This window comes from Cupriavidus sp. 05T313 (assembly GCF_056396665.1).
Window position 1 is genome coordinate 14,517 of sequence record NZ_JBFTLX010000033.1, and the last position, 24,986, is coordinate 39,502.

23 protein-coding genes and 3 pseudogenes are annotated in these 24,986 nt (G+C 59.2%); 14 read left to right on the forward strand and 12 right to left on the reverse strand.

The window, feature by feature from the left end; genetic code table 11:
• Positions 1-311: 311 nt before the first annotated feature.
• From AC1DKD_RS10495 to AC1DKD_RS10520, 6 genes are all read right to left on the reverse strand, one after another.
• Complete coding sequence (locus AC1DKD_RS10495) at positions 312-671, reverse strand: hypothetical protein (RefSeq protein WP_459568956.1); 360 nt, start codon at positions 669-671, stop codon at positions 312-314.
• 240 nt (positions 672-911) lie between these two features.
• Positions 912-1,880, reverse strand: coding sequence for an NAD(P)H-dependent flavin oxidoreductase (locus AC1DKD_RS10500; protein WP_477104406.1), 969 nt, complete (start codon positions 1,878-1,880; stop codon positions 912-914).
• Between the two features lie 30 nt (positions 1,881-1,910).
• A complete protein-coding gene (locus AC1DKD_RS10505) occupies positions 1,911-2,735 on the reverse strand; it encodes an enoyl-CoA hydratase/isomerase family protein (RefSeq protein WP_459568958.1) in 825 nt (274 codons plus the stop codon).
• Between the two features lie 22 nt (positions 2,736-2,757).
• The gene (locus tag AC1DKD_RS10510) at positions 2,758-3,579 is read right to left on the reverse strand and encodes a crotonase/enoyl-CoA hydratase family protein (RefSeq protein WP_459568959.1); all 822 of its coding nucleotides are present in this window, start codon (positions 3,577-3,579) and stop codon (positions 2,758-2,760) included.
• Positions 3,580-3,803: 224 nt separating this feature from the next.
• The gene (locus tag AC1DKD_RS10515) at positions 3,804-4,175 is read right to left on the reverse strand and encodes a Zn-ribbon domain-containing OB-fold protein (protein WP_477104407.1); all 372 of its coding nucleotides are present in this window, start codon (positions 4,173-4,175) and stop codon (positions 3,804-3,806) included.
• Entirely contained in the window at positions 4,172-5,308 is a 1,137-nt protein-coding gene (locus tag AC1DKD_RS10520) for a thiolase family protein (RefSeq protein ID WP_477143256.1), read from the reverse strand. The genes AC1DKD_RS10515 and AC1DKD_RS10520 overlap by 4 nt, the downstream gene beginning before the upstream one ends.
• Positions 5,309-5,509: 201 nt before the next feature.
• Here AC1DKD_RS10520 and AC1DKD_RS10525 point away from each other — a divergent pair, with 201 nt between their 5' ends.
• Positions 5,510-6,265: a TetR/AcrR family transcriptional regulator gene (locus AC1DKD_RS10525; protein ID WP_459568962.1), complete on the forward strand. Its 756-nt coding sequence runs from the start codon at positions 5,510-5,512 to the stop codon at positions 6,263-6,265.
• A 4-nt stretch (positions 6,266-6,269) separates the two neighbouring features.
• On the opposite strand, the gene AC1DKD_RS10530 is transcribed toward AC1DKD_RS10525, so the two are convergent.
• Both AC1DKD_RS10530 and AC1DKD_RS10535 read right to left on the reverse strand, forming a co-directional pair.
• Positions 6,270-6,626: a MaoC family dehydratase gene (locus AC1DKD_RS10530; RefSeq protein WP_459568963.1), complete on the reverse strand. Its 357-nt coding sequence runs from the start codon at positions 6,624-6,626 to the stop codon at positions 6,270-6,272.
• A gap of 14 nt (positions 6,627-6,640) precedes the next feature.
• Entirely contained in the window at positions 6,641-7,102 is a 462-nt protein-coding gene (locus AC1DKD_RS10535) for a hypothetical protein (protein ID WP_459568964.1), read from the reverse strand.
• A 150-nt stretch (positions 7,103-7,252) separates the two neighbouring features.
• Between AC1DKD_RS10535 and AC1DKD_RS10540 the strand changes: the two genes are divergently transcribed.
• From AC1DKD_RS10540 to AC1DKD_RS10565, 6 genes are read left to right on the forward strand one after another with little or no spacing between them, the layout of a single operon-like run.
• On the forward strand, positions 7,253-8,284 hold the full coding sequence (locus tag AC1DKD_RS10540; protein ID WP_459568965.1) for a cyclase family protein: 1,032 nt from the start codon (positions 7,253-7,255) through the stop codon (positions 8,282-8,284).
• Between the two features lie 48 nt (positions 8,285-8,332).
• On the forward strand, positions 8,333-9,643 hold the full coding sequence (locus tag AC1DKD_RS10545) for a flavin-containing monooxygenase (RefSeq protein ID WP_477104408.1): 1,311 nt from the start codon (positions 8,333-8,335) through the stop codon (positions 9,641-9,643).
• 44 nt (positions 9,644-9,687) lie between these two features.
• Positions 9,688-10,806, forward strand: coding sequence for a Re/Si-specific NAD(P)(+) transhydrogenase subunit alpha (locus AC1DKD_RS10550; protein WP_477104418.1), 1,119 nt, complete (start codon positions 9,688-9,690; stop codon positions 10,804-10,806).
• A gap of 15 nt (positions 10,807-10,821) precedes the next feature.
• Positions 10,822-11,145 carry an NAD(P) transhydrogenase subunit alpha part 2 gene (locus AC1DKD_RS10555; RefSeq protein ID WP_477143257.1) on the forward strand — a complete coding sequence of 108 codons (324 nt, stop codon included), beginning with the start codon at positions 10,822-10,824 and terminating at the stop codon, positions 11,143-11,145.
• Complete coding sequence (locus AC1DKD_RS10560; RefSeq protein ID WP_477143258.1) at positions 11,142-12,563, forward strand: NAD(P)(+) transhydrogenase (Re/Si-specific) subunit beta; 1,422 nt, start codon at positions 11,142-11,144, stop codon at positions 12,561-12,563. Before AC1DKD_RS10555 ends, AC1DKD_RS10560 begins: the two co-directional genes overlap by 4 nt.
• The gene (locus AC1DKD_RS10565) at positions 12,560-13,189 is read left to right on the forward strand and encodes a TetR/AcrR family transcriptional regulator (protein WP_459568969.1); all 630 of its coding nucleotides are present in this window, start codon (positions 12,560-12,562) and stop codon (positions 13,187-13,189) included. Before AC1DKD_RS10560 ends, AC1DKD_RS10565 begins: the two co-directional genes overlap by 4 nt.
• Positions 13,190-13,274: 85 nt before the next feature.
• Here AC1DKD_RS10565 and AC1DKD_RS10570 read toward each other — a convergent pair whose 3' ends face one another.
• The 4 genes from AC1DKD_RS10570 to AC1DKD_RS10585 all read right to left on the reverse strand — a co-directional run bounded on the left by AC1DKD_RS10570 (position 13,275) and on the right by AC1DKD_RS10585 (position 17,957).
• A complete protein-coding gene (locus AC1DKD_RS10570) occupies positions 13,275-14,075 on the reverse strand; it encodes a TIGR03084 family metal-binding protein (protein ID WP_477104410.1) in 801 nt (266 codons plus the stop codon).
• Positions 14,076-14,114: 39 nt separating this feature from the next.
• Positions 14,115-15,347 (reverse strand): CaiB/BaiF CoA transferase family protein, encoded by a 1,233-nt coding sequence (locus AC1DKD_RS10575; RefSeq protein ID WP_477104411.1) that lies wholly within the window; start codon positions 15,345-15,347, stop codon positions 14,115-14,117.
• Positions 15,348-15,364: 17 nt separating this feature from the next.
• A complete protein-coding gene (locus tag AC1DKD_RS10580; RefSeq protein WP_477143259.1) occupies positions 15,365-16,393 on the reverse strand; it encodes a Bug family tripartite tricarboxylate transporter substrate binding protein in 1,029 nt (342 codons plus the stop codon).
• A gap of 469 nt (positions 16,394-16,862) precedes the next feature.
• A complete protein-coding gene (locus AC1DKD_RS10585; RefSeq protein ID WP_477104413.1) occupies positions 16,863-17,957 on the reverse strand; it encodes an IS4 family transposase in 1,095 nt (364 codons plus the stop codon).
• A gap of 3 nt (positions 17,958-17,960) precedes the next feature.
• Between AC1DKD_RS10585 and tnpA the strand changes: the two genes are divergently transcribed.
• From tnpA to AC1DKD_RS10620, 7 genes and pseudogenes are all read left to right on the forward strand, one after another.
• Entirely contained in the window at positions 17,961-18,434 is a 474-nt protein-coding gene (gene tnpA / locus AC1DKD_RS10590; RefSeq protein ID WP_477143260.1) for an IS66-like element accessory protein TnpA, read from the forward strand.
• Entirely contained in the window at positions 18,434-18,787 is a 354-nt protein-coding gene (gene tnpB / locus AC1DKD_RS10595; RefSeq protein ID WP_477104415.1) for an IS66 family insertion sequence element accessory protein TnpB, read from the forward strand. Before tnpA ends, tnpB begins: the two co-directional genes overlap by 1 nt.
• Before the next feature lie 138 nt (positions 18,788-18,925).
• Positions 18,926-19,543, forward strand: a pseudogene (locus tag AC1DKD_RS10600) (transposase); the annotation flags it as partial.
• A 177-nt stretch (positions 19,544-19,720) separates the two neighbouring features.
• Positions 19,721-20,851, forward strand: a complete 1,131-nt coding sequence (locus tag AC1DKD_RS10605) for an IS110 family RNA-guided transposase (protein ID WP_477143261.1) — start codon at positions 19,721-19,723, stop codon at positions 20,849-20,851.
• A 368-nt stretch (positions 20,852-21,219) separates the two neighbouring features.
• On the forward strand, positions 21,220-22,350 hold the full coding sequence (locus tag AC1DKD_RS10610; protein WP_477143262.1) for an IS110 family RNA-guided transposase: 1,131 nt from the start codon (positions 21,220-21,222) through the stop codon (positions 22,348-22,350).
• A gap of 286 nt (positions 22,351-22,636) precedes the next feature.
• A pseudogene (tnpC, locus tag AC1DKD_RS10615) lies at positions 22,637-23,638 on the forward strand (IS66 family transposase); the annotation flags it as partial.
• Positions 23,639-23,817: 179 nt separating this feature from the next.
• Positions 23,818-24,986, forward strand: a pseudogene (locus AC1DKD_RS10620) (xanthine dehydrogenase family protein molybdopterin-binding subunit); the annotation flags it as partial.

The window sequence follows — 24,986 nt, forward strand, 5'->3', positions numbered from 1 at the left end:
CCGTTATCTTGCTCCGCAAGCGCCGCTAGTTCGGTCCCTGAGACGGCTTCCAGGCCCATCACGAGCTTACCGCTCAACTGCCGCGTGGCTGCATCGGATGCCATTCGCATCGCACTTTCCAAGAAGGTATGTCGCTTCATGCTCTGGATTGCAATGACAGAGAGACCGCGTCCCCGCGCAGGTTCAGTGAAGTGGCGCACGTTTCGAGTCCGAGTGAGCCACTCAAGCGCTTCGCGTTGTACTGCCCGTGCATTGACGCGATGGCAGCAGCATATGATGCAGGGAAATCGCGAACTTCGATTTGTGTGCCGTCAGCCCGCACACCCGACTTTCCACTGATCGTCGTCGAAGCGGCGGCCTTTGTCGTTCGACACTGACTTGCATTCGACCTCCAACCCGGAAGGGCCCAGACCCTCAACAAACAAATCAAATGACGGTGCATCGCCGACACGATTGTCACCCAGGGTCAGCTCATTGTAAATCTCGGACGCCTTGATCCGCGCGGCCGCCAGGCAAACCAAGAGCCCATCCCACGGCAGATTGCTTAGGAAACGCAGAGCGCAAGCGCAGACACGCTGTACTTTGCGCAGCGACAAATCAAATAACTGCACGCATGAGACCAGGTTGATAGTGAGATAGCCGACATTGCCGGAAATGCCGTGGCGCTCCAACGTGGCCTGGGCAAATCGCGCCGCTTCAGATTCGGGACCCGCCTGAGCTTAATAGACGCTTGCCGACGATCGGGGAGGCCGCGTGTCCCAAAACGTCCGCAAGCTGCAGTCTCACTAGCGGCTTGAAGATAAATGGGATCCATGAGAGGATCCCATTTACGCCTTGGGCGAGAGAACGTGTTGCCGCGGCAAAGCACACAGACACGGACGCACACGCTGCGCGCGTCCATTCGGTGGCAACTAAGCCTGGTTTGCCAAGCCGAGGCGATGTCGTGCAGCGTGATATTCCTCACCTAGACGCGCGACCAACGCCTTAGCGGAGGTCACCTCACGAACTACACCAATTCCCTGTCCTGCACCCCAGACGTCTTTCCACGCCTTCGCCTTACTTTCCCCCTCAACAAAGTTCATGTCACGCCCTTCGGAGGTCGGTAGGTTGGCTGGGTCCAATCCGGCATTACTAATCGAACGCTTAAGATAGTTCCCGTGAACTCCGGTGAACAGGTTCGTATAGACAATGTCATCAGAGTTCCCGTCAACAATTGCCTGCTTGTACTCTTCAGGAGCACGCGCCTCATGGGTTGCGATGAAGGCAGACCCGATATAAGCAAAGTCGGCGCCGAGAGCCTGGGCCGCTAGTACGGCGTTCCCGGTCGACATTGCACCGCTCAATGCCAAGGGGCCGTCAAACCACTCTCGAATCTCCTGAATCAGTGCAATCGGACTCTTCACGCCCGCATGGCCACCCGCGCCGGCCGCCACGGCAATTACCCCGTCAGCACCCTTCTCGATGGCTTTACGTGCAAACGTGTTGTTGATGACATCGTGGAACACGATGCCACCGTACGCGTGGATTGCCTCGTTGACCTCTGGGCGAGCGCCGAGCGATGTAATCACAAGAGGCACCTTGTGCCTGATCACAACCTCCAGGTCCTGCTCCAGCCGGGCGTTTGTTTTGTGCGTGATCAGATTGACTGCGAACGGCGCCGCTGGAGTTGCAGCTTGACTATCGTAGGCGGCAAGGCGCTCGCGGATCTCGCTGATCCATTCATCGAGCTGAGACTGCGGCCGCGCGTTCAGAGCGGGCACAGATCCAACAATCCCTGCTTTACATTGCTCTACTACAAGCGTTGGATTGCTGACGATAAACATGGGCGAGCCAATGATCGGCAGCGCCAGATTGTCAAAGATGGCAGGCAGTGTGCGCATTTATGAAACTCCAAGTGGGTGAGGCAGCGATTACGCCGATCGTTTGATTGGCTCAAACGCCAACGGCTGTTTCGCGCGGAAGCGTGAGACGGCGTCGTGGTGCTCGTTCGTGCTCATGGCRATGGCTTGGGCCATTGATTCGAGTTCAGCCAGAGTGCGCGGATCAGTCTCGAACGAACGATTCAGAATCGCTTTCGTCAAGCCAAACGCAGGTAAGGAGGCTTGTGCGAGGCGACTCGCAAGATCTACCGCGCGCTTAAGAAGTTCTTCCGCGGGAACGATCTCATAAACGATTCCCAGATGTCGGGCTTCGTCGGCCTCAACAGTGCGGGCGCTGAAGACCAGCTCCTTAGCACGCTGGAGACCGATCATGCGGGGAAGCAAATACAGGCCGCTGAGGTCTGGTATTAGGCCAATCCTTGCAAACACTTGCGAGAACCGGGCCGTCGGCGTCGCGAGGATGAAGTCCGCGACAAGGCACAGATTGAAGCCACCGCCAAAAGCAGGACCATCGACGGCAGCGACAACCGGAATCTCAAGAGCAGCGAGCTTCGAGCACCAATTGTTCAGCTCGGCGACTCGCCTACGTGACTGTGGACCAGTACGCTCTTCGCCCATCGACTGCAGATCACCGCCAGCGCAGAAGCTCCCTCCGGCACCAGTGAGCACGACAGCTCGCACCGAGCAAGCCGTACGCAGATATTCCGCGACACTCGCCAAATCCTCGCGCATACGCATATCAAGAGCGTTGCGYGCCTGGGGCCGATTCAGCGTGACGATGGCGATGCCGTCACCGACTACCTCGAAGACGATGGCTTCGTACGATGATGGGGAAAAAGGAAGTGAGTCTGTCATAGCCGTCTCGATGGAAAGTCACTCAATGACCCGTGAACACGGGAGGGCGACGCTCAATAAATGACTGTCGCCCCTCTGCAGCATCCTCGCTCGAGGACAATCGCTTCTGCACATCCAGTATTTCTGCCACGGCCGCCAGCGGCCCTTCCTCGATCGATTTTCGTACGTTCAACCGAGTGGCGACAACCGCAAGCGGCGCTTGCTGCGCGATGCGCCGGGCAAGCGCCAGCCCTTCAGCAAACTGCTCCCCCGCAGGCACAACCTTCTGCACAAAGTTGAAACGAAGGGCGTCAACACTATTGAACTCAGTCCCTGTAAGGAGAAGATAGAGAGCATTACCCGATCCGCATCGCTGTGCCATGCGCATCGTGGCGCCACCTGCGGCCATGATTCCGCGGCCCACCTCCATTTGGGTGAAGCGGCAATTATCGGCGGCGACGACCATATCTGCTGCGAGCATCAGCTCTACTCCCACGGTAAAGCAGATGCCTTGGACGGACGCAACAACGGGCTTGGTCCGACGCCGGTAGCCAGGCAAGCCGAGGTCGTGCGCTTCCACGAGATTCTGATCACGCGGTACCGGCCGTTCCCCTCGCTTCTGGTACTCGGCGAGCGCGGGAAGATCCATGCCCCCGGTGAAGTGCTCGCCGACAGCATAGAGTAGACCGACTCGGAGGTCGGGATCGTCGTCGAGCCGCGTGTAGGCTTCGGCCAGCTGCCTAAGCATCACGGGTGTGATGCCATTGCGCTTCGAGGGACGGTTAATCCCGATCAGCAGAATGCCATCGACTACTTCGGTGTCGATACAGCCTTCGGCGGGCGGAGTGGTATTGCTTGGTGTCATAGGGTGTCTCCTCGATGACAGTGAGAATAGGTAAAGGCTAAACAGGCGGCCTGCGAAAGAGTGTCATTCGGCAGTAGGGCCTTGTGAAGGTACTTCAGACGACGAAATGGCGCTTAGGACCATAGACTACTCAGCACGGGGCGATGCTTTGAGTTGCGTGGAATCGCCGAGTCTTGCCGGTCGGCGAATCGATTCTGTCGAGCCAAAGCGCCAATCAATCCTCTTCAGTCTCGTGCATTCGGTGCAATGAAATAGGGTGTAAGCCTTCCGCCGAACTGGCGAAAGGTCACTCGTGCCATGTCTCCAACTTGCAGCGAAGAGTCTCCGTGCGCCATCATTCGGAATCCCTCCTCCGCGTCGAGCAGCATGATCGCGTAAGGGCCCAACTCGGCGAGCTCTGGCGACGGTGCCCTCGTCACGGTCGTGGCGGCATACACTCTCGCATGACCACTTGCTTGCAGCCGGCTCGGTCGCTTGTCGCCGCAATTTGGACAAAAGGAGCGTTCGAAATACCAGGTGTGTCGGCAGCTTTCACAAAGCTGATATGCGATGCCGGGCTCGCCAGTAGACCAATCGGCAATAGCTACGGTGCTCAATGGACTCTCTCCAGGAATGCCGTGACATGCGACGACAGAACACCGCCGTCGCAGTGTATGAGCGCGAGCGAGGCGTCGCGGACCTGGCGATTAGCAGCGCGCTCAGTCATTTGCTGATGTGCTTCGACCAGATGCGCGATCGCTCCGCCGACGCCGCAATGGCCGTAGCTCAGGAGTCCTCCATGCGTGTTAAGGGGCAAGTTGCCATTGATATCGAAATCCCCATTGCGGGCGCGCTCGGCGGAGCCACCACGAGGCGCCAAGCCGAGTTCCTCGAGCAATATGGCTAGCGTGATGGTGAAGCTGTCGTAGATTGCCGCGTATCGGGCATCGGCGGCGAGAACGCCTGTGCGCGCGCTTGCTTGTTCAAGCGATGCAGCAGCGCCGAACATTGTCAGATCATGGGCGGCAGTGACATGCTGGTGGGTATGGGCTTGGYCGCAACCCAATACGCGAACGCCGAACGCAGAGGTACGTTCGCGACTAACGACAAATGCTGCAGCGCCGTCTGAGACAGGACAACAATCCAACAGCTTCAGGGGAGACGCGATGCTGCGCGAGTTCAGCACGTCATCAATGGCGATTGGCTCTCGGCGATGAGCACCGGTATGCAATTTGGCATTGCGGCGCATCGCGACAGCTAGCTCAGCTAGGTCTTCCTCCCGTAACCCAAATCGATGCATGTATCGAGAGGCAACGAGGGCATAGTAGGCAGGAATAGTTGCGCCGAATGGTAATTCGTAACGCGGATGTCCAACCTGTGCCAGATTGCGTAGCGCCTCATCTGGGCTTTGGCCACTAAGCCTGTTCTCTCCTGCGACCACAAGCACATGGTTGCACAATCCGCCATTTACAAGCTCGTGGGCGAGCATCAGCATTGCGAGACCGGTGGCACCACCCACTTGCATACCGTGCGCGTAGCTCGGCGATAGGCCAAAATGCTCCGCGAACACGGTGCTCAGCATGAGATGGGGCATAGTGGTGGAGTAGCCACAAAGCAATCCATCCACCTGCGATCTAACAAGCTGAGCATCAATCAGCGCAAGTTCTGCAGCGTCCGCCATCAGCGCAAGCGTGTCCTGCCCTGACAGCCGGCCAAATGAGGTCAATCCGACACCTGTGATCCAACTCACTGGCACACCTCGGCAATTGCGGTAGAATCAGAGATCATACTGGTAGGTAGATATATGAACCGTCGTCGGATGGATCGCGCCATGACGCCGAGTCGATGACGTCGTTCGTCAAAATCTGGTACTGCACGGTTCTATAGTCTACTATCCAGTATGAATAAGTCAAGGTAGTTAGCAGCGACTGATCAGAACTTAGGAAAAGACATGACCACTCAGAAGAAGAACTCGCCGGGATCTCGCGCCGGAGCATCTCAGGCGCGACCGGCTCGCAAGCAGACAGGGCGGCGCAAGCCGATACCTGGCGATAGCGAGGAAAGGGCGGTCGTTCCCACGAGTATTGACGCGGAGCCATCCCTCCAGGATGAGCTTCGCAATCTGAAGATCGAGCGCATCCTGCAGGCGGCTGCCAAGTTATTCATGGAGCATGGATTTGTTGGCACGACCATGGATGCGATTGCCGAACAACTGAAGATGACCAAGCCGTTCATCTATCAGTACTTTGACAACAAGCACGCGGTACTTGCCGCCATCTGCGATCGAGAACTGCGGGAGTCGTTATCGATGCTGAATGGCTCGACGATGAGCGGGGGTGCACCGGTCGAGCGCTTGAAAGATTTCATCCGCACGGCGATGCGTCGCAATATCGTCAACCGAGGCCTATGGACGCTTATGGCCGCTGAGGAGAAGCATCTTCCGAAGGAGATGCTGGTCGACATTCGCGGATTAGAGATGGAGTTCCATAAGCGATTGAGTGCCATCATTGAAGACGGCGCCGCACAGGGGGTGTTCCTTACAGATCAGCCGCAACTCGCTTCTCGTGCGGTCATGGGGATGACGCAATGGGTCCGACGCTGGTACCGAACCAACGTCGATCCAGCGCCGGAGGTAGTGGTGGAACAGTTCTGCGAATTTGCGCTCCGTATGCTGGGTACCCCAGCGGAGTACACTCATGCTGGGTGACGACCTATCTGGCTTGTCGAGCGACTCCGGCGATCACCGTTTGTCCGTGATCATTGCGCACCCACACCTCTAGTGAGTCTGCATCAATCATGCTGCCGCCGGCGGTAACGCGGTCTCCAAGGCGTACGGGCAGCTGAAATCTGATGTCCAAAATCCAACTCTCCGGGCGCGTGGAGGGAACCTGTGCCAGCGCCTGCCATAGCACGCCTAACGACAGAGTGCCGTGAGCGATCTGTCCTTTCATTTGCGATGCAGCTGCAAACGCTGCGTCCAAATGGATGGGATTGAAGTCGTCGGTTAGATGCGCGTACGCTAAAACGGCTTCAGGGGTGATGTGCAGCGAGAGGGGTTCTAGTTTCATCGTATAAGTCCTAGTTAGCGTGCCCACAGGGCCTTGTGGACGCCTTCGAAGAGCGTGCGATCGGCCGCACCGCGGCACTTCATTTCTAGGTCAACCCAGAGCCTTCCATTACGTGCCTCCTTCGCTCCGCAGTGCACGGATGTCAACACTCGCTCGCCCACGCGTGGCAGCGCATGAATCGTAAAGCGTTGGGCTGCGTGGATCCCGCCAGGGGGGCGAACTGGCATCGTCGCCATGAACGCACGGATGGAAATCACCGACAGAAAGCCTGCTGGTACGTCTCGTGTTGGAAGCGGCGCGCCATAGAGTTTGCACCATGCCTCAACCAGTTCAGGCGTCAGGGCCAATTCATGGGTGCCATAGCAGCGGCCTGGCCTCAAGGCGGTGAACTCCAGTGCACTTGCGGCCTCATCGTTCGCGTGGCCCCCCTGGGTGCCGTGCGGATGAGCGTCGGGAAAGAAAAACTCGATCGTCATGCTGCCTCCTATCTGATGTCATCATACTATCAAGTAGATAACACAACTGCAAAGAATAAATATCTTGCATTCAAGTAGATCGTTGGGCATACTCCTCAGTAGCTTGACCGACACAGAGGCGCCTGTCGTGTGCCACGGAGGAGAACGATCATGACCAAAAGCCGCTGGGAACGGCGCCCCGATGGATCCAACTGGGGAGACTTCGGCGTTGACGATCAGTTGGGGCGCCTGAACCTGCTGACGCCTGAGAGAACCCGGGCGGCAGTTGCCGAGGTGCGAGAGGGCAAGAGCTTTTGCCTAAGCCTTCCCCTCGATCTACCCGGGGGCAATATCCTGAACCCGAATCGCCACCCGCCGCAGTTAAGCCCTACCCGCAGGCATGGGCGACTCGGTCTGAATTTCCGCCTGGCCGATGTCGATCCTCTGAGGACGGATGTGCTGAGCGATGACGTCGCGATCCTGCACCTCCAATACTCTACCCAGTGGGATGGGCTTGCGCATGTCGGAGCTATGTTCGATGTACTCGACGACGGCGTGCCGCGCCCTGTCTATTACAACGGCTTCGCAGCGGGCGAGGACATTGTTCTGATCGATGGATGCGACGAGTCGCAGGTGGAGTCGCGCGCTTTAGCGCTCGGCATTGAGCATATGGCGGCTAAGGGCGTTCAAGGTCGCGGCGTGATGATTGATCTGCTCGCAAACTTCGGCGCGGGGAGACGACTCATTGGTCTGTCTGATCTCGAGTATGTGCTTGCCAAAGATGGTGTGACGGTCGAAGAGGGGGACATCGTATGCCTGCATACCGGTTTCGCGGACGCTGTTCTAGGCATGCAAGGTAGCCCCGACATTGCAGTACTAGAGCAGACCGGCTGTGTACTTGATGGGCGGGACTCGGGTCTATTGCAATGGATCACGGACTCCGGCGTTGCCGCCATTGTTGCCGACAACTACGCGGTCGAAGCCTATCCCGCGCGTGGCTTGGGTGATGTCTGTTGCTCGGCGCTACCGCTTCACGAGCATTGCCTATTCAAGCAGGGGATTCATCTTGGTGAGTTGTGGCACTTAGGTCCGCTTGCCAATCATCTGCGCCGGCAAGGGCATTCTCGATTTCTGCTGACAGCGCCACCGCTTCGACTGCCTGGCGCAATTGCTTCCCCGGTTACCCCTATCGCCACTGTTTGAGCGCGATGCAGTTTTGAACGATTACCCTATTCCAAGAAAGGTATTGCGATGAATGATATTTCGGCTCTTCCGGTTTGCATCATCGGGGCAGGATCTTCCGGTGTAACTACGGCAAAGGCGCTCCTCGAGCGCGGTGTGGCATTCGATTGCTATGAGATCGGATCCGACATCGGTGGGATGTGGCGCTATCAAAACGATAACGGGATGTCGTCCGCATACCGCAGCCTGCACATTGATACCAGCCGACGCAACCTTGGTTACTCCGACTATCCGATCCCAGACCACTATCCGGACTTTCTCTCTCACTTTGAAGTGATCAAGTATCTGTCGGACTATGCGGATCATTTTAAGGTTCGACCTCACGTGCGCTTCAACACAAAAGTCGAGAGCGTAAGTCAGGATGCCGACGGAGCGTGGAGAGTCACACTCCACGACCGCGAATCGAAGCGATATCGCGCGGTGATCGTCGCGAATGGTCATCTTTGGGATCCGCGGTGGGCGCGCTTCAATGGCGAGTTTCAGGGCGAGAGCTTGCATGCGCATGATTACAAAACGCCAGAGCCTTTTCTTGGAAAGAACGTGCTTGTGGTGGGCATCGGAAACTCGGCGGTGGACATCGCGGTCGATGTCTGCAAGCTTGCGAAGAACACTTATATCTCGACTCGTCGCAGTGCATGGATCATGCCGAAGTACATCATGGGGCTGCCGAGCGATCGATGGTCGTCCTTCCTAGGCTCAAAGCTGAAACTGCCTACGCGCATGGTCCGAACCACCATGAAGCATCTGATGTACCTCGCCGTGGGCGATCAATCCCGCTTCGGCGTTCCGCGGCCGAAGCATGCAATCTGGCGCGAGCACGCGACGCTTAGCCAGGAACTGTTGCCCTATGTGGGCCACGGTTGGATCAAAGTGAAGTCGAATGTGAAGGAACTGATCGGCGAAAAGGTGTGCTTTGAGGATGGTAGTGCCGCAGAGGTCGATACCATCATCTACGCAACCGGCTACAAGACAACCTTTCCCTTTATCGACCAACGCGTCTTTAAAGTGGACGACGGCAAGGCAGATCTTTATCGACGTATGGCGGTTCCTCACGCACCAGGGCTTTACTTTGCGGGACTGGTGCAACCGATCGGGCCGACGATCCCACTAGTCGAGATCCAAGGGCAGTGGCTTGCGCGTGTACTTGCAGGCCATGTCAAACTTCCTACCCGTGGTGTCATGTATCAGGAGATCATGCAGCACAAGCGCGCACTCGAAAAGCGTTACGTGGGGTCCGCGCGCTACACGCTCGAGGTTGATTTCAAAGAGTACGCTGCACAGATGCGCTCCGATATGAGCAGCGGACGGGCGAGGGTGTGATGGTCGCGGTCACTAAAACAAGCTCCTCTTATGTCGATGCACCATTGGTCATCGGTGTGCCGCGTGAAACGGCTTCCGGAGAACTCCGAGTGGCTGCGACTCCGGAAACCGTAAAAGCGCTGGTGGCACAAGGGTACGTCGTCCGTGTCCAAACAGGGGCGGGCACTGCGGCAAGTGCACTAGATTCGGCCTACGAGGCCGCTGGTGCAAGTGTCACGGATGCCACGAACGCTTTTGATGCGCAATTGGTGTTGAAAGTAAGAGCTCCGTCCGCCGGCGAGCTGTCAATCATGCGGCCGGGAGCGGCTCTGGTGGGAATGTTAAACCCTTTTGACAGTGAAGGCCTTGCTCGCATGGCTGCCGCTGGTTTGACCGCATTCGCGCTTGAAGCAGCGCCGCGCACTACGCGCGCACAACCCATGGATGTCCTTTCGTCGCAAGCGAATATCGCTGGTTACAAAGCCGTGATGCTCGCGGCGAGCAACTACCAGCGTCTGTTTCCTATGCTAATGACCGCAGCGGGAACGATCAAAGCCGCACGTGTTGTGATTCTTGGCGTCGGCGTCGCGGGACTGCAGGCAATAGCAACGGCAAAGCGGCTGGGAGCCGTGATCGAAGCCTCCGATGTACGGCCTTCAGTCAAGGAACAGGTGGAGTCGCTAGGCGCAAAGTTTATCGATATCCCCTACGAGAGTGCTGAGGAAAGGGAGGCTGCCGAAGGGGTCGGGGGCTACGCGCGCGCGATGCCACAATCGTGGCTCGATAGGCAAAAGATCGAAGTGGGCCGGCGCGTGGCAATGGCCGATATCGTCATCACGACAGCCTTGATCCCAGGCCGCGCCGCGCCGACACTGATCACCGAGGACATGGTCCAGTCGATGAAGCAAGGATCGGTCATCGTCGATCTTGGCGCGCCCGCGGGGGGGAACTGTCCCCTTACGGTGCCAGGCCAGACAATCGTCAGACATGGGGTCACGTTGATCGGCGAGACCAACCTCCCATCCTTGGTCGCGGCAGACAGTTCCGCGCTCTACGCGCGAAACGTACTGCAGTTCTTGAAACTAATACTGCCGACCGGTGTTTCCGCCGTACAAGTCCCGCACGATGATGACATCGTCGAGGCTTGCTTGATGACACATGGCGGCGAGATCAAGCGCCGCTGACCGGAGTTCCAAAACATGCATACCGTCTCACCTACTCTTATCAATCTCATTATTTTCGTGCTCGCCGTGTATGTGGGCTATCACGTCGTGTGGACCGTCACACCGGCGCTGCACACGCCCTTGATGGCCGTCACCAATGCGATCTCTGCGATCGTCATCGTCGGTGCGATGCTTGCGGCGGGTCTCACGGAAAGCGGCGCCGCGAGAGCGGCTGGCGTGCTGGCCGTCGCTTTGGCGGCAGTCAACGTGTTCGGAGGGTTCCTTGTAACACGCCGAATGCTCGAGATGTTCAAGAAGAAGGGCAAGGSTGCGGCCAGCATCGAACGAGGTGCGGCATGAGCATGAACGTCGTCACGCTACTGTACCTCGTCGCGAGTGTCTGCTTCATCCAGGCACTGAAAGGCCTGAGTCATCCGTCTACGTCAATTCGTGGTAACAGCTTTGGTATGGTGGGCATGGCAATCGCCGTGCTGACCACAGCGGCATTGATCGTGACGCTGGCTGGCTCGCCCCTCGGCCTCTCGTGGGTCATGTTGGGCCTGATTGTCGGAGGAAGCGCAGGCGTCTATCTCGCGCGTCGGGTGGAGATGACCAAGATGCCAGAGCTTGTAGCTTTCATGCATAGCTTGATCGGCATGGCCGCAGTGCTGATAGCCTTTTCCGCAGTCACGGAGCCTGCGGCCTTCGGCCTGGTTGATGAGGGTAATGGGATCCCTCCCGGCAATCGCCTGGAACTGGCGTTGGGCAGTTTTATTGGGGCCGTAACTTTCGCCGGATCGATCATCGCATTTGGAAAGCTATCTGGCAGATATCGATTCCGGCTGTTCCAAGGGGCGCCAGTAATGTTCACTGGTCAGCACGCGCTTAACCTCACATTAGGTCTGGCATGCGCGTATCTTGCAGTCGAGTTTTGGAGTAGCCAGAGCGTGATGGCGTTCGCGGTCCTCACAATGATCGGCCTCCTGCTCGGCGTGCTGCTAATCATTCCGATCGGAGGCGCGGACATGCCCGTCGTGGTGTCGATGCTGAACAGCTACTCGGGATGGGCCGCTGCTGGAATTGGATTCAGCTTGAACAACAGTATGCTTATTATCTCGGGCAGCTTGGTTGGCAGTTCGGGAGCGATTCTGAGCTACATCATGTGTAAAGCGATGAACCGAGCATTCCTGAATGTCATTCTGGGAGGGTTCGGGAGCGACGCCAGCTCTGGCGAGCAATCGACAACGACGCAGCGCACCGTGAAAAGTGGTAGCGCCGACGATGCTGYATTCATCCTGGGAAACTCGGAAACGGTGATCATCGTGCCCGGATATGGGTTGGCCGTTGCTCGCGCTCAGCACGCGACGAAGGAGCTTGCGGCAAAGCTTACGGAAAAGGGAGTCTCCGTGCGCTATGCGATCCACCCCGTTGCCGGACGTATGCCCGGTCATATGAACGTGCTGCTGGCCGAGGCAGAGGTTCCGTACGATCAGGTCTTCGAGATGGAGGACATCAACAACGACTTCGGACTGGCGGACGTGGCCATCATCGTTGGTGCAAATGACGTCGTCAATCCGGCGGCCCTGCAAAAGGGAAGTCCAATTTTTGGCATGCCGATTCTTGACGCTTATAAGGCGAAGACGGTGATTGTCAATAAGCGCTCCATGGCAACTGGGTATGCAGGCCTGGATAACGAACTTTTTTACATGGACAAGACGATGATGGTCTTCGGCGATGCCAAGAAGTTCGTTGAGGACATGGTCAAGGCAGTCGAATGAAAGACGCATTCTCGACCTCCTCCGAGAGCCGGATGCATCTACTTCGGGCTGCCGCGGAGTGTTTTATGGAGCGCGGTTTCCATGCAACCAGCATTGATGATGTGGCGCGACGGATACGGGCGACCAAGGGCCTCGTGTACTACCACTTCCTCTCAAAGATGGACTTGTTCTTCGAGGTCTATCGGGTCGGAATGGCGGCGTTAACTGAGGCCGTGGCGGCTGCCCGCAAGACAGAACATGCCGGGTTGCCTGCAGTGACAGCCATGCTCGAGGCTCATGCATTGACAATGTTTGAGTATCACGCTTTCGAGCATGTCGTCGCGCAGGGCGTACAGTTACATCGATTCAGTGCGATGACATCGGTGCAGCGGATGACCTTTGATGAATTGGTTGCGAGTCGCGATCGTTTGGAGCAGATGTACAGAACGGAGGTTGCGGCTGCACAAGCAGATGGTTCGGTGTCAGGTGACACCGAACCATCGATTGCCGTGAAAACAATTCTCGGAGGGATTCAGTGGTCCGTGATCTGGTGGCGACCCGAGGCAGATCAGGGATTAGAGGCGCGGCTTGTCCTTGCTCGGCAAATGGTTCGGACGTTGATCCGAGGCCTTGAGGTGCGACGCTAGTCTGAGTGACCTGCGCCTGAGCGTGAGTTCGGCACGAGAGTCAGCCCCGGGTGCACAGAATGYAATCCGGGGCATCTTCCTATTCTCAGACTCCGCGTCGGCGTGAGCCGGGCGCCGGAGGATTCGAGGGCGCGCCGGCAAAGCATTGGGCGATTTGCATCCATTGACGGGCAATCTCACCTTCTACGCGCAGCGACGTGTCGGCCAGGTTGCGGACCTGAGTGACGACTTGGCTGAATTCCGACGCGTCACCCTCAATCATGTCTGTGGTGTTGTACGCGTTCCATTCCCAGATGGCGCCCGATGGCGCTGTAAGGCGAACTCGCGGCGGTGCATCGGGGGCCGGTAAGCCGCGATTGACATAGGCCCACTTGAACGTTTTTACGCCCAGCGTGGCAATCGGCTTCAGCCGATCTGTCGCCGCTCGTTGAAGATTCAAAGTGTCATAGATTTCTTGGCTGTGCGCCCAATTTTCCATCTGGCGCGCTGCCGCAAAGGATGGGACAGTCATCGGCGGACCAGCCCATGGAAGCTTTTCTTCTGGAGTCCGCATACTTAATCGACGGCTCATTTCGTGTGCCTGTTCGATCCAAACCTCATAAAGCCCTCTCCCGAAAAGTCCTGGGAAGCGATGTCGCGATTCCTCGATCGGGGTGGCACCGGCATTGCGGTGTCTCATCATGTCCTCGCGCAACGTGCGGAAGGCTTCCTCGGACGTCGTCGACGCGATTCCCATGTAGTCGCTGGCATACAGATGCAGAACAACGTCGTTGATTGTCCAACTCTTGAAGGCGGTGACACGTTCCCAATCCGTGGAAGCCAACGAGGATAGGAGACTGGAAAGCTCCTCGACTTCCTCATTCAAGCATTCGATCTCATAAAGCACAACTGCTCCTTGTGGGGTTAAATCTGGTGGGACGCTGGCTTAGCCATTCCGCTTCTCTATCGAATCAATCGGACTGCCGCGCACGGCGCCAGAAGCGATTAGCGCGTCGATTTCGTCTTGGCGGTACCCGGCTTCGCGCAGTACGGCGCAGGTGTGGGCGCCAATATGGCCGGATGGGGGCCTACCGGCTGGCTCTGGGCGCCCATCGACGAGAATGGTCGAGCGCAGCATTCGTACACGGCCTTCGTCGGGATGATCTTGAGGGGGCTCCACGAGGCCAACCGCGCGGAGGTGTGGATCATCGAGCAAAGAGTCCAGGGTGTGACATGGCATGCAGGGGATGTCGTACTCTCCCAGGATCTGCAGCCATTCGCTCGTTGTACGCTGTTTGAGCGAGTCAGTGCGGATGGAGAACCAATCATCAACGTGGCGGAAGCGAGCGGTGGCCGTGGCGAAGCGAGGATCATCGAGTAAATCTTCGCGTCCGAGAGCACGAAGCAGTGAGCGCGCCTGTGCGTCAGTGTTGGCAGTAAGGCTGATCCAGCCATCGGCTGTTGCCATGGGCTGATTGTGTGGGCTCAGGATGCGTCGATCACCAATCGGCCCAAGTGGGGGATCAAAGCTTGCCGGTCCTAGATGCTCCTGCAGGACCATTGCGGCAAGGGTCTCGAACATCGGTACTTCGATGGTAGCCCCTTCACCCGTACGACCCTGGTGACAAAGAGCGGCAAGAATGGCGCCCGCGGTGATCTCGCCAACCACATGGTCCGCCATCATCAGAGGGACGTAGGAGGGCTTTCCGTCGCGCGCCGCGAAGACCGCCGCAACGCCACTTGCACCTTGTACGACACTATCGTAGGCGGCGCGACCGCGGTAAGGTCCCGGACCGAAGCCCGTAATAACACAATGCACGAGGCGAGGGTGCAGCGCACGCGCGGAAGCTGCATCTAGCCCCAAGCGGGCTAGCGCGTCTGGCCTGAGATTGGAGACGAAAACGTCGCTCGTCTCGAGCAGACGCTCCATGATCGCAGCAGTGTCGGGATGTTTTAGATCAAGCGCGACGGCACGCTTATTCTGATTCAGGTGCAGGTAAGTTCCAGCATGACGGCCACTGGGGGAGGGACCGCCCAGTGTGCGTAAGAGATCGCCTTCAGGCGCTTCGATCTTTGTCACGTTGGCCCCGTACTCGGCGAGTCGTACGGTGCAGGCGGGGCCAACGATGACAGAAGTCAGGTCCAAGACGCGGATTCCATCCAGCAGTTTTGATGTCACGGTTCTCTCCCTGGAAGTCACTGAGGCTGGATTCCTGCGTCCCGCACCTTGATGCGCCAGACCTCGAGTTGTTGCTTCATATACGCCGCGAGCTCTGTCGGAGTGGCTGGTGCCGGCTCCGCGCCTGCGGCCGCCAGCTTTTCAGCGGTGCCTTTGCGACCGAGCAGTGAAGTGATCCGCGTGTTCAGGGCTTGCACGATGGGGGTTGGCATCCCGGCTGGTCCCATGATGCCCAGCCAACTAGGTAGGTCGAAATCAATCGACAATGACTCAGAAACCGTGGGAAGTGCGGGGGCCAAGGTACTGCGTTTGGAAGTGATTACAGCTAGTGGTCGAACTCGATTACTAGCAATGAGTGAGGAGGCGGRGCCGAGATCGCCAATCATGAATGCGATATGCCCACCAATGAGGTCAGTCATAGCTGCAGGCGTGCTCTTGTAGGGTACGGCGCCTGCTTCGAAATGCCCGAGGTTGGCGAGTGTCGACGCAGCTACTTGCCCAGTGGCATTTGCGTAGCCATACGAAATATTGGTGCGTTTTGCATACGTGACCAACTCCCGAACATTTTTCACGGGAAGCTCCGCACTGACGAGTACGATGAACGGCATGAAGCTCAGGCGTGCGACCGGGGTGAAGTCCTTAATGGGGTCGTATGGCAGCTTCTTAAAAATGAAGGGGTTGATCGAGCTCGCAGTGTTCGTTGTCAGGAGCAACGTGTAGCCATCCGGAGTCGCCTTCGCAACATACTCCGCAGCTAGGATCCCCGATGCGCCTGGCCTGTTGTCCACAATGAAGGGTTGGTTGAAGGCGGCCTGGAGATCTTCCGAGACTAACCGGGCGTGCTGATCGCTGGCACTACCCGGCCCGAACTGGACCACGATTCGAACTGGTTTGCGAGGCCACGGGTCGCTCGCAAAGGCGGGCTGTGGCCAGCGCGCTAGCGCAAGGGCCGCCGCCAACGTGCCGCCCCTCTGCAGCAATACCCTGCGCGACGGTCGCTCGAGGTCTGGGCCCGTGTCGCCGAGCAGGCTAGAAAGCACTTTCATTACTTGTCTCCGTTGATAGGTCGCCCTGGCCGCGAACCGGTATGTGCTGGTGGCGGCTGTTCAATCCTTGTTGCTCGATTTATACTAGCAAGGATATTGTACTACTTACAAGTATAAGTTCTACTCAAGGGAAGAAATCCCTGCATGAGAAGGCGCGGATGCCTCGCTATGTGCCGGGGCGCCTTCCTGAAACTGAGAGACCCCCATAGTGTGAATGAGTCGCAGGCGCGTTTGAAGTTAGATCTGCCTCACCTTTAACGTCGACCACGCCGCAGCTCGATTGCACGAGCGATTTCGATTAGTCGAGGTCCTACGTGTTCGCAGAGTCAACTGAGAAATCTGTTGCGGCCCAGGCGGCACTAAGAGCACTAAGTGCCATGATCGGTAGCCCACGGCCAAGGTTGAGCTGCACAGTGACGGTATTGACGTCCTTGACCGGGTTGCCGATGCAATCCACCCTAGTTAAGCCTCAACAGGCCTTATAGGCGGCATGTCGATGAGGCTTATGACGAGGCGGTCGAGGCTTGGCGCGATCCGGTCGCACGCGATGGATACGTGTTGCGATCAAGGTCAAGGTTTCATTCAGAGCAGCCTTGGCCCATCGCAGGCCGAGCAGCACCGCAGGCAGGACACGTTTGAGGGCAGTGATGGCGTAGGTCCGGTTGATCCGATGGTCCGAGTCAATGTCATGTTCCTGCGCGGCGGTGAGGCAGCACAGGGCGTGTAGGTTGTCGCAGAGGATTTTGGCACCGAAGTCCTGCCTGGCGGCCAACTGTGAGAGGCCGGACAGGTGTTCGAGTGCCATGCGGTGTTTGAGACGTTTAAACGCCTCCTCCAGGCGCCAGCGCTGGTGATAGAGATCGCGGAAGGTGGCAGCCGGATAGCGGTGCATGTCGAGCAGATTGGTGATGAGCACGCGCACCTTACCGGCTGGCGAGATCTGCCGGATCAGCCGGACGGTTTGTGGGGTAGCCGCACATTCATAGTCGCGCGCGTCATTGCGGGCTGGAGCCGGGAGCGTGACGATGGCCTCGTCGCGGCCGGAGCGGACGAAGTGTCGCACGGCGGTAAAGCCGCTGCCGTCGGCGCGCATGCAGAAAGGGATTTTTCGTTCGTTGAGCACGGCCACCAGCCAGCGGGCGGGGTAGTCGCGGTCGAGCAAGAGCAAGTCGTCGGATTGCAGGCGATCCAGATGCTCGAACAGGATCTGGCGTTCGTTCTCGTGCACGCTATGCAGTGAGGCGGCGAGCGTGATCTCGGCACCGGGCAGGTACAGGCCGAAGGCGAGTTGATCGCGGGTGGCGGCTCGCGGGAGATGGCTGTGGCGGATGGCGAAACGCAGGTGTGAGGCGTCCGCGGCGACCAGCCGAAAGCCATGCCAGCGCGGCAAATGGTTGGACACTTGCTGAAGCAGCCAGTCATTGAGGTGAGCAAAGACATCGCCGCTGAGTTTGCTGCGAGCCTGAGCGAAGGCTTGTTCACTGTAAGCGCGATTTTCTCCGCACGTAGCGTTGACGCCCCGAAAGGCGCAGGATTGTGCCCGCGATTTTTTTCGTGGGCACAATTCATGGACGATAGCGATTTTGACTTCCTGCCGCTGCGAGTGACCAATGTCGGCGCCAACGGGAAACGCAGCTACGACAGGCAGGGCAAGCGAAGATTGATCGAGGCTTGCCTTGAACCCGGCGTATCGGTTGCCAGCATGGCGATCCGAGCCCAGGTGAACACGAACCAATTGTGGCGCTGGGTCAAGCAGTACAAAGCAGAAAGACAAGGTGGTATTGACATGGATAGCGCCGTCGAAGGCGCGCCATCGGCCTTCGTTCCGGTAGTGGAGGTTCGCGGCRTACCTCCTCAAGCCCAGCGGTCACGGCCGGCATCGCCGGAATCGACTTCTGTTCCCGTGCCGCAATCTTCATCTTCGCCACAATTGGCACGCCTGTCGGCACGGCTGCCAAACGGCGTAACCATCGAGCTCGAATGCACACCGAAAGATGGGCCGCTCGTGAAGGCGATGATCGCGGCGCTGGGGGACACCTGATGTTCCGCCTCGACGCTGACCTGCGGGTCTATCTGCACCGCGAGCCTATCGACTTCCGGGCCGGCCTGAACAGTCTGGTGACGCTGGTCGAGCAGTCGATGCAACTCGATCCGTTCGCCCGGGCCGTCTTCGCGTTCCATAACCGCGGCCGCAATCGGGTCAAGCTTCTGCTCTATGACCGCTCTGGATTCTGGCTCCTGATGAAGCGTTTGGAAGCAGACCACTTCGCCTGGCCACGCCGCGAGCAGGCGGTGATGGAACTCACGACCGAGCAACTGCACTGGTTGCTTGAAGGTATCGACATCGAAGCCGTTCGCCGACACCCTTCGCGGCGCTACCGGCACGCGAGCTGAGTCAGCGTGAGAGAGGCCAGGGTGCGGGCTCTGGCCATAGGCTTCGCGAGGCGGCTGCTCGCCAGGGCATTGGCCGATACCATTGTTTTGGATTCGACGTAAACCTGTTGGCGATGCGATTGCACTATCGTGAATCGCATGCCTGCACATGACCTCACCCCTGATCTGCCGCCTGACGTCCAGGCCTATATCCGCGAACTCGAGAAGAAAAATCTGGATCTCGAGTCGCTAGCCCAGCAACTCTCGCAGCGTATCGAGCAGCTCGAAGAGCAGTTCCGCCTCGCGCAGCTCAAGCGCTACGCGCCGAGCAGCGAGAAGCTCAAGGATCGGGTGTTTGACGAAGCCGAGCAGATCGCCGCGACAGAACCTGCTGGCAACGATCCCGATGACGCGTTCACGCTGCCCGATACGGGACTTCCGGAAGTCAATGAGTCTGCACACCGCAAACGGGGACGCAAGCCGCTGCCGGCGTCGTTGCCGCGCCAGCGCATCGAGTACGACCTGCCCGAGGAACAGAAAATCTGTCCATGCTGCCAGAGCCCGCTGCATCGCATGGGCGAGGAGACGAGCGAGCAGTTGCACATCGAGGTAAAGGTCTCGGTGTTGCAGCACGTACGGTTCAAATACGCGTGCCGCCATTGCGAGCGCAACGCGGAGCGCACGCTGATCGTGGTCGCGTCGATGCCAGTACAACCGCTGCCAGGTAGCAACGCGAGTCCGGCGATGATCGCGACGGTGACGACCGGCAAGGCAGTATGACTTTCCGTGAGGCATAGGCTGGCCTGCCGTGGGAGTAAACGCGGGTTAGTCAGTATGACTCCCCTGGGGCAAGGGCTGGCCCGCCGTGAGGAATCAAACGCGGGTTAGCATGTCTGCCAGAGCCGCATGGTGTGGACAGGGCCACACCCGGCGATTTCCAGCACGGAGGCCAGCATGGAACACGATAGCACGCTGTATGTGGGTCTTGACGTCCATAAGGACTCGATCACGGTCGCCTATGCACTCGGCGCGGGCGAGGTCGAACTGCTTGGCAAGATCGGTACGTCGCAGGCCGATATCGATCGCCTGTGCAAGCGCCTGCAGTCCAAAGCACGCCGGATCCGCATCGTCTACGAGGCGGGCCCATGCGGATATGGCCTTTACCGGCAGCTTGCAGGGAAGGGATTCGAATGCATGGTGTGCGCGCCGTCGCTGATCCCGAAGAAACCCGGCGAGCGCGTCAAGACCGATCGGCGCGATGCGGTCAAGCTGGTGCGATCGCTGCGCGCCGGCGACCTCTCGGCCGTGTACGTGCCCGGCGTCGAAGACGAAGCATTCCGGGATCTGTCACGCGCCTGGGTCAGCGGCAAGGACGATCTGAAGCGCGCCCGGCAACGGCTGAAGGCCTTTCTGCTCTCGCATGGGGTCCGCTACAGCGGCAGAGCTGACTGGGGACCAGCGCACCGGCGCTGGATAAGCGAATTTGCGTTCGATAGCGCGTGGCAGCAACTTGCCTTTGACGAATATCGACGTGCTATCGAGGACCGGCTCGCGCAATGCAGCCGTCTCGAAGCGGCCCTGCGCGAGGCAGTGGTCAACTGGCGCTTCTACCCGGCCGTACTGGGCTTGCAGGCCATGCGCGGCGTGCAGTTCACCACGGCGATAGRCATCCTCGCCGAGTTGGGCGATCTCTCGCGCTTTGTCCATCCGCGCCAACTGATGGCCTGGCTCGGTGTGACGCCCGCCGAACACTCGTCGGGCGAAAAACGGCGCCAGGGCAGCATCACCAAGACCGGCAACAGCTATGCCAGAAAGCTGCTGATCGAGGCCGCCTGGAGTTACCGGCACCCGGCACGTGTGAGCCCCGAGATCCAGCGCCGGCACGAAGGCATCCCAAAGGCCATCGTTGACCGTTCCTGGGACGCCCAGGTTCGACTATGCCGGCGCTATCGGAAACTGGCCGCACGCGGCAAGACCCCGAACATTGCGGTGGTTGCGGTGGCCCGCGAACTGAGCGGGTTCATCTGGGACATCAGCCAGCTCGCCATGTCGCTTGCCGTCCCGAACGCGGCCCAGACAACGTAACCCAGCGCTTTAGGTACCACCAACCTATCTGACCCTACTGTGGAGCCAGTTTCCTGAAGGCGGCGTAGCCCGGCACACGAGCAACCCGCGACGATGCTAGGCAACGGATTTCATCCGACTTGCGGCGTTAGATAGCGGCAGGCTCATTGGGCGGACCTCTGTAATGTGGTAACCAACCCGCGGATATCAGCGTGATCCACCGTCGAGACTTACTGCTACGTCGCCCTCAGGAAATTGGGGAACAACATGCAACTGTGAAACTGAATCAAACCAATCCCGATTGACACGGGGAGTCATATCAGCATTACTGCCATAGCCGCACGGTGTGGACAGGGCCACACCCGGTGATTTCCCGCACGGAGGCCAGCATGGAACACGATAGCACGATGTACGTCGGTCTGGATGTTCACAAGGAGTCGATCACGATCGCCTACGCGATCGGCATGGTTGACGTAGAACTACTGGGCAAGATTGGTACCGCGAAGGGCGATATCGATCGCCTATGCAGGCGGCTGCAGTCGAAAGGGCGACGCGTGCATATCGTCTACGAAGCGGGTCCGTGCGGTTACGGGCTTTACAGGCAACTGGTAGAAAAAGGGTTCGACTGCATGGTCTGTGYGCCGTCGCTGATTCCGAGGAAGCCTGGTGAGCGTGTCAAGACAGATCGACGCGATGCCATCAAGCTGGTACGCGCGTTACGTGCAGGTGACCTGTCGGCAGTGTACGTGCCCGGTGTCGAAGACGAGGCGTTCAGGGATCTGGCCCGTGCGTGGGCCGCCGCTAAAGACGACCTGAAGCAGGCACGGCAGCGGCTAAAATCGTTCCTGCTGCTGCACGGTGTGCGCTATACCGGCAGCGCCAACTGGGGGCCGGCTCATCGACGCTGGCTGAGCACCCACTCATTCGCCAACGAGTGGCAGCAACTCGCGTTTGAAGAACATCGGCGCGCGATCGAAGATCGGCTGGCGCAATGCAACCGTCTCGAGGCAGCTTTGCGTGAGGCCGTAGTCAACTGGCGCTTCTATCCGGCCGTACTAGGCCTGCAGGCCATGCGTGGCGTGCAGTTCACCACCGCAGTGGGCATGCTCGCCGAGGTGGGCGATCTCTCGCGCTTCGACCATCCACGTCAGTTGATGGCCTGGCTCGGCGTGACGCCTTCCGAACACTCCTCAGGTGACAAACGGCGCCAGGGCAGCATCACCAAGACAGGCAACAGCTATGCACGAAAGCTGCTCATCGAGGCCGCCTGGAGTTACCGCCACATCGCACGGATCAGTCGGACGATCCAGTGCCGTCACGACGGCATCCCGAAGGCCATCATTGACCGCGCCTGGGATGCACAGGTTCGACTGTGCCAGCGATATCGCAAGCTGGCTGCGCGCGGCAAGAACGCGAACATCGCGGTGGTCGCCGTTGCCCGCGAGCTGGCGGGGTTCATCTGGGACATCGCCCAGCTCGCCATGTCGCTCTCTATACCGCGAGAGGCGCCAGCAATGTAAAACAGCACTACGTCAACCACAGCCCTACAACCACAGGAGGAGTTTCCTGAAGGCGGCGTAGCCCGGTACCGGAGTAACCCGCGTACGTACTTCGTGACGGCAGAGTACAGGCCGATTCGCGCGGTAAGAAAGCGGCAGGCTCACGAGACGGACATCTGTAATGCGGTAGCCAACCCGCGGATATCAGTGTGATCCACCGTCGAGAATTACTGCTACGCCGCCCTCAGGAAATTCAAAGTCAATGTAGAACTGAAAACCGATCGCAGTTGACAGGGAAAGTCATATCAGGCACGTGGATGGCACGCCGCTATACCGGATGGAAGACGCGCTGGCCCGTGCGTGCATTCCGGCGGGCCGCGGCACGCTGGCGAACTGGATCATCAGGCCTGCCGAACTGCACTACAGCCGGTTGTACGAGGCGATGCGCCAGACGCTGCTGTCGCAGCCGCTGATCCACGGCGACGAGACGACGGTGCAAGTGCTCAAGGAAGAAGGCAAGACCGCGCAGAGCAAGAGTTACATGTGGCTCTACAGAAGCGCACAGGACTGCGAACAGCCGGTGGTGCTGTTCGACTACCAGCCGGGGCGTGGTCAGCAATATCCGCAGGCGTTTCTCGCCGGCTACGAAGGCATGCTGATGACCGACGGCTACAGCGCCTGGCGCACGCTCAAAGGCGTCACGCACTTCGGGTGTCTTGCCCATTCGCGACGACTGTTCGTCGACGCGCACAAGGGCCAGAAGAAGCCCGGCGGTCGCGCACAGCAAGCGCTCGAGTACTTCAAGGCGCTGTATCAGGTCGAGACACTTGCTCGCAGAGAACTGCCAGAGGGCGAGACACGGGCCGGCTACACCTACCGGCTGCGGCAGGAACACAGCGTACCGCTGCTGGAGGCGCTCAGGAAATGGCTGGACGAACTGGCACCGCAGGTTCTGCCCGAAAGCCTGCTGGGCAAGGCGATCAGCTACACGCGCAATCAGTGGGAATACCTCAGCCGCTATGTTATCGACGGGCGTGCGCCCCTCGATAACAACGTGATAGAGCGAGACGTGAGACCCTTTGCAACCGCGAGAAAGGCATGGCTCTTTGCAGACACGGTTGCCGGTGCGAAGGCGAGTGCGATGATCTACAGCCTGATGCTCACGTGCCGCGCCTGCAACGTCGAGCCGTACGCGTATCTACGTCACGTTCTCACCGAGCTGCCGCAGCGTGCGGCGGACGCCGACATCAGCGACCTGCTGCCGTTCAACTACGCCAGACAGCAGAGCGCAATGACGAACCCCGGTTGATGACATGACAGGGCGCCGGCACTGCCCCGGCGCGCGATTCCTGGTACCTCCATCGGACATTGCCGATCCTGCTCGAGGGTCGCAATACGGCCGAGCCCGCCTGTTCGCCGAGAACGACTCTCAATACAGTGTGCTCAATTGCGCGGTTACTGTTCACTGATGCACCGGCACAAAGTGTTCTGGCCGACGAGCTCGACGTGGACTGGAAAAACGTGCGGTCAATGCTGGCCCCGGCCGGCGATGCTTACCGCGATCCGGGCTTCGGTATTCAGATGACAGGCGGCTCTACCGCGCTGATGCATTCGTTTACGCAGTATCGCGAGCTCGGCGCGCGCGCTCGGGCGATGCTCGTGACTGCGGCGGCCAAACAATGGAATGTGGACCCCGCCAGCTGCGCCGCCGTGGAGGGGGTGGTCACATCGGGTACGCATCGCGCCACCTATGGTGAGCTCGCCAATGCGGCCATGAGTCTGCCGGTGCCGACGACCGTGGTATTGAAGGACCCGTCGCAGTTCCGCCTCATCGGCAAGCCAATGCCGCGCCTAGATGCCGCCTCGAAGCTGCGAGGCGACCCCGTGTTCGGCATCGATACCCGGCTCAAGGACATGGTTGTGGCCGTGGTCGCGCACCCGCCCCGCTTTGGTGGCAAGGTGAAGTCGTTCAACGCGGAAAAGGCGCGCGTGATCAAGGGCGTTGTCGACGTCATGCAGGTGCCCGCGGATCGCGGCGGCTCCGGCGTGGCGGTGGTCGCCAACGGATACTGGGCGGCCAAGCAGGGGCGTGACGTGCTGCAGATCGAATGGGAGGACACGGGCTCGAAGGTCAGCACGCAGGCGCTTTACGAGGAATACAGCAAGCTTGCGATGCAACCGGGCAAGATGGCGGTCCCGCTGGAGAGTGGCGACGTGCAGGCGGTCCTCGCGGGCGCTGCGCGCGTGATCGATGCCGAATATCGGCTGCCGTATCTCGCGCACGCGCCGATGGAACCGCTCAACTGTACCATGCAGGCCGAGATTAGCGGCAATATGGCGACCAGCGTCACGGTCTGGGTTGGCTCGCAATTTCAGACTGTCGATCAGGCGGCGATCGCCCAAACGTTGTCGCTGCCGGTCGAGACGGTGACGCTGAATACGATGATGGCCGGGGGTGGCTTCGGCCGGCGTGCCGTGCCGACGTCGGACTACCTGGTCGAATCGGCAGGCGTACTTCGCGAGTGGATTGCCAGAGGCCATGCCGAACCGCTCAAGGTCATGTGGAGTCGCGAAGACGATATCAAGGGCGGCTACTATCGCCCGCTACATGTCCACCGCGCGCGCATCGGCTTCGACGAAAAGGGGCAGGTCGTAGG

Bases quoted from the DNA above. Each gene is read 5' to 3' on its own strand.
- AC1DKD_RS10535 (WP_459568964.1), bottom strand. From the start codon at position 7,102: ATGACGATCGAGTTTTTCTTTCCCGACGCTCATCCGCACGGCACCCAG.
- AC1DKD_RS10530 (WP_459568963.1), bottom strand. From the start codon at position 6,626: ATGAAACTAGAACCCCTCTCGCTGCACATCACCCCTGAAGCCGTTTTA.
- tnpB (WP_477104415.1), top strand. From the start codon at position 18,434: ATGTTCCGCCTCGACGCTGACCTGCGGGTCTATCTGCACCGCGAGCCT.
- AC1DKD_RS10500 (WP_477104406.1), bottom strand. From the start codon at position 1,880: ATGCGCACACTGCCTGCCATCTTTGACAATCTGGCGCTGCCGATCATT.
- AC1DKD_RS10510 (WP_459568959.1), bottom strand. From the start codon at position 3,579: ATGACACCAAGCAATACCACTCCGCCCGCCGAAGGCTGTATCGACACC.
- AC1DKD_RS10540 (WP_459568965.1), top strand. From the start codon at position 7,253: ATGACCAAAAGCCGCTGGGAACGGCGCCCCGATGGATCCAACTGGGGA.
- AC1DKD_RS10565 (WP_459568969.1), top strand. From the start codon at position 12,560: ATGAAAGACGCATTCTCGACCTCCTCCGAGAGCCGGATGCATCTACTT.
- AC1DKD_RS10525 (WP_459568962.1), top strand. From the start codon at position 5,510: ATGACCACTCAGAAGAAGAACTCGCCGGGATCTCGCGCCGGAGCATCT.
- AC1DKD_RS10545 (WP_477104408.1), top strand. From the start codon at position 8,333: ATGAATGATATTTCGGCTCTTCCGGTTTGCATCATCGGGGCAGGATCT.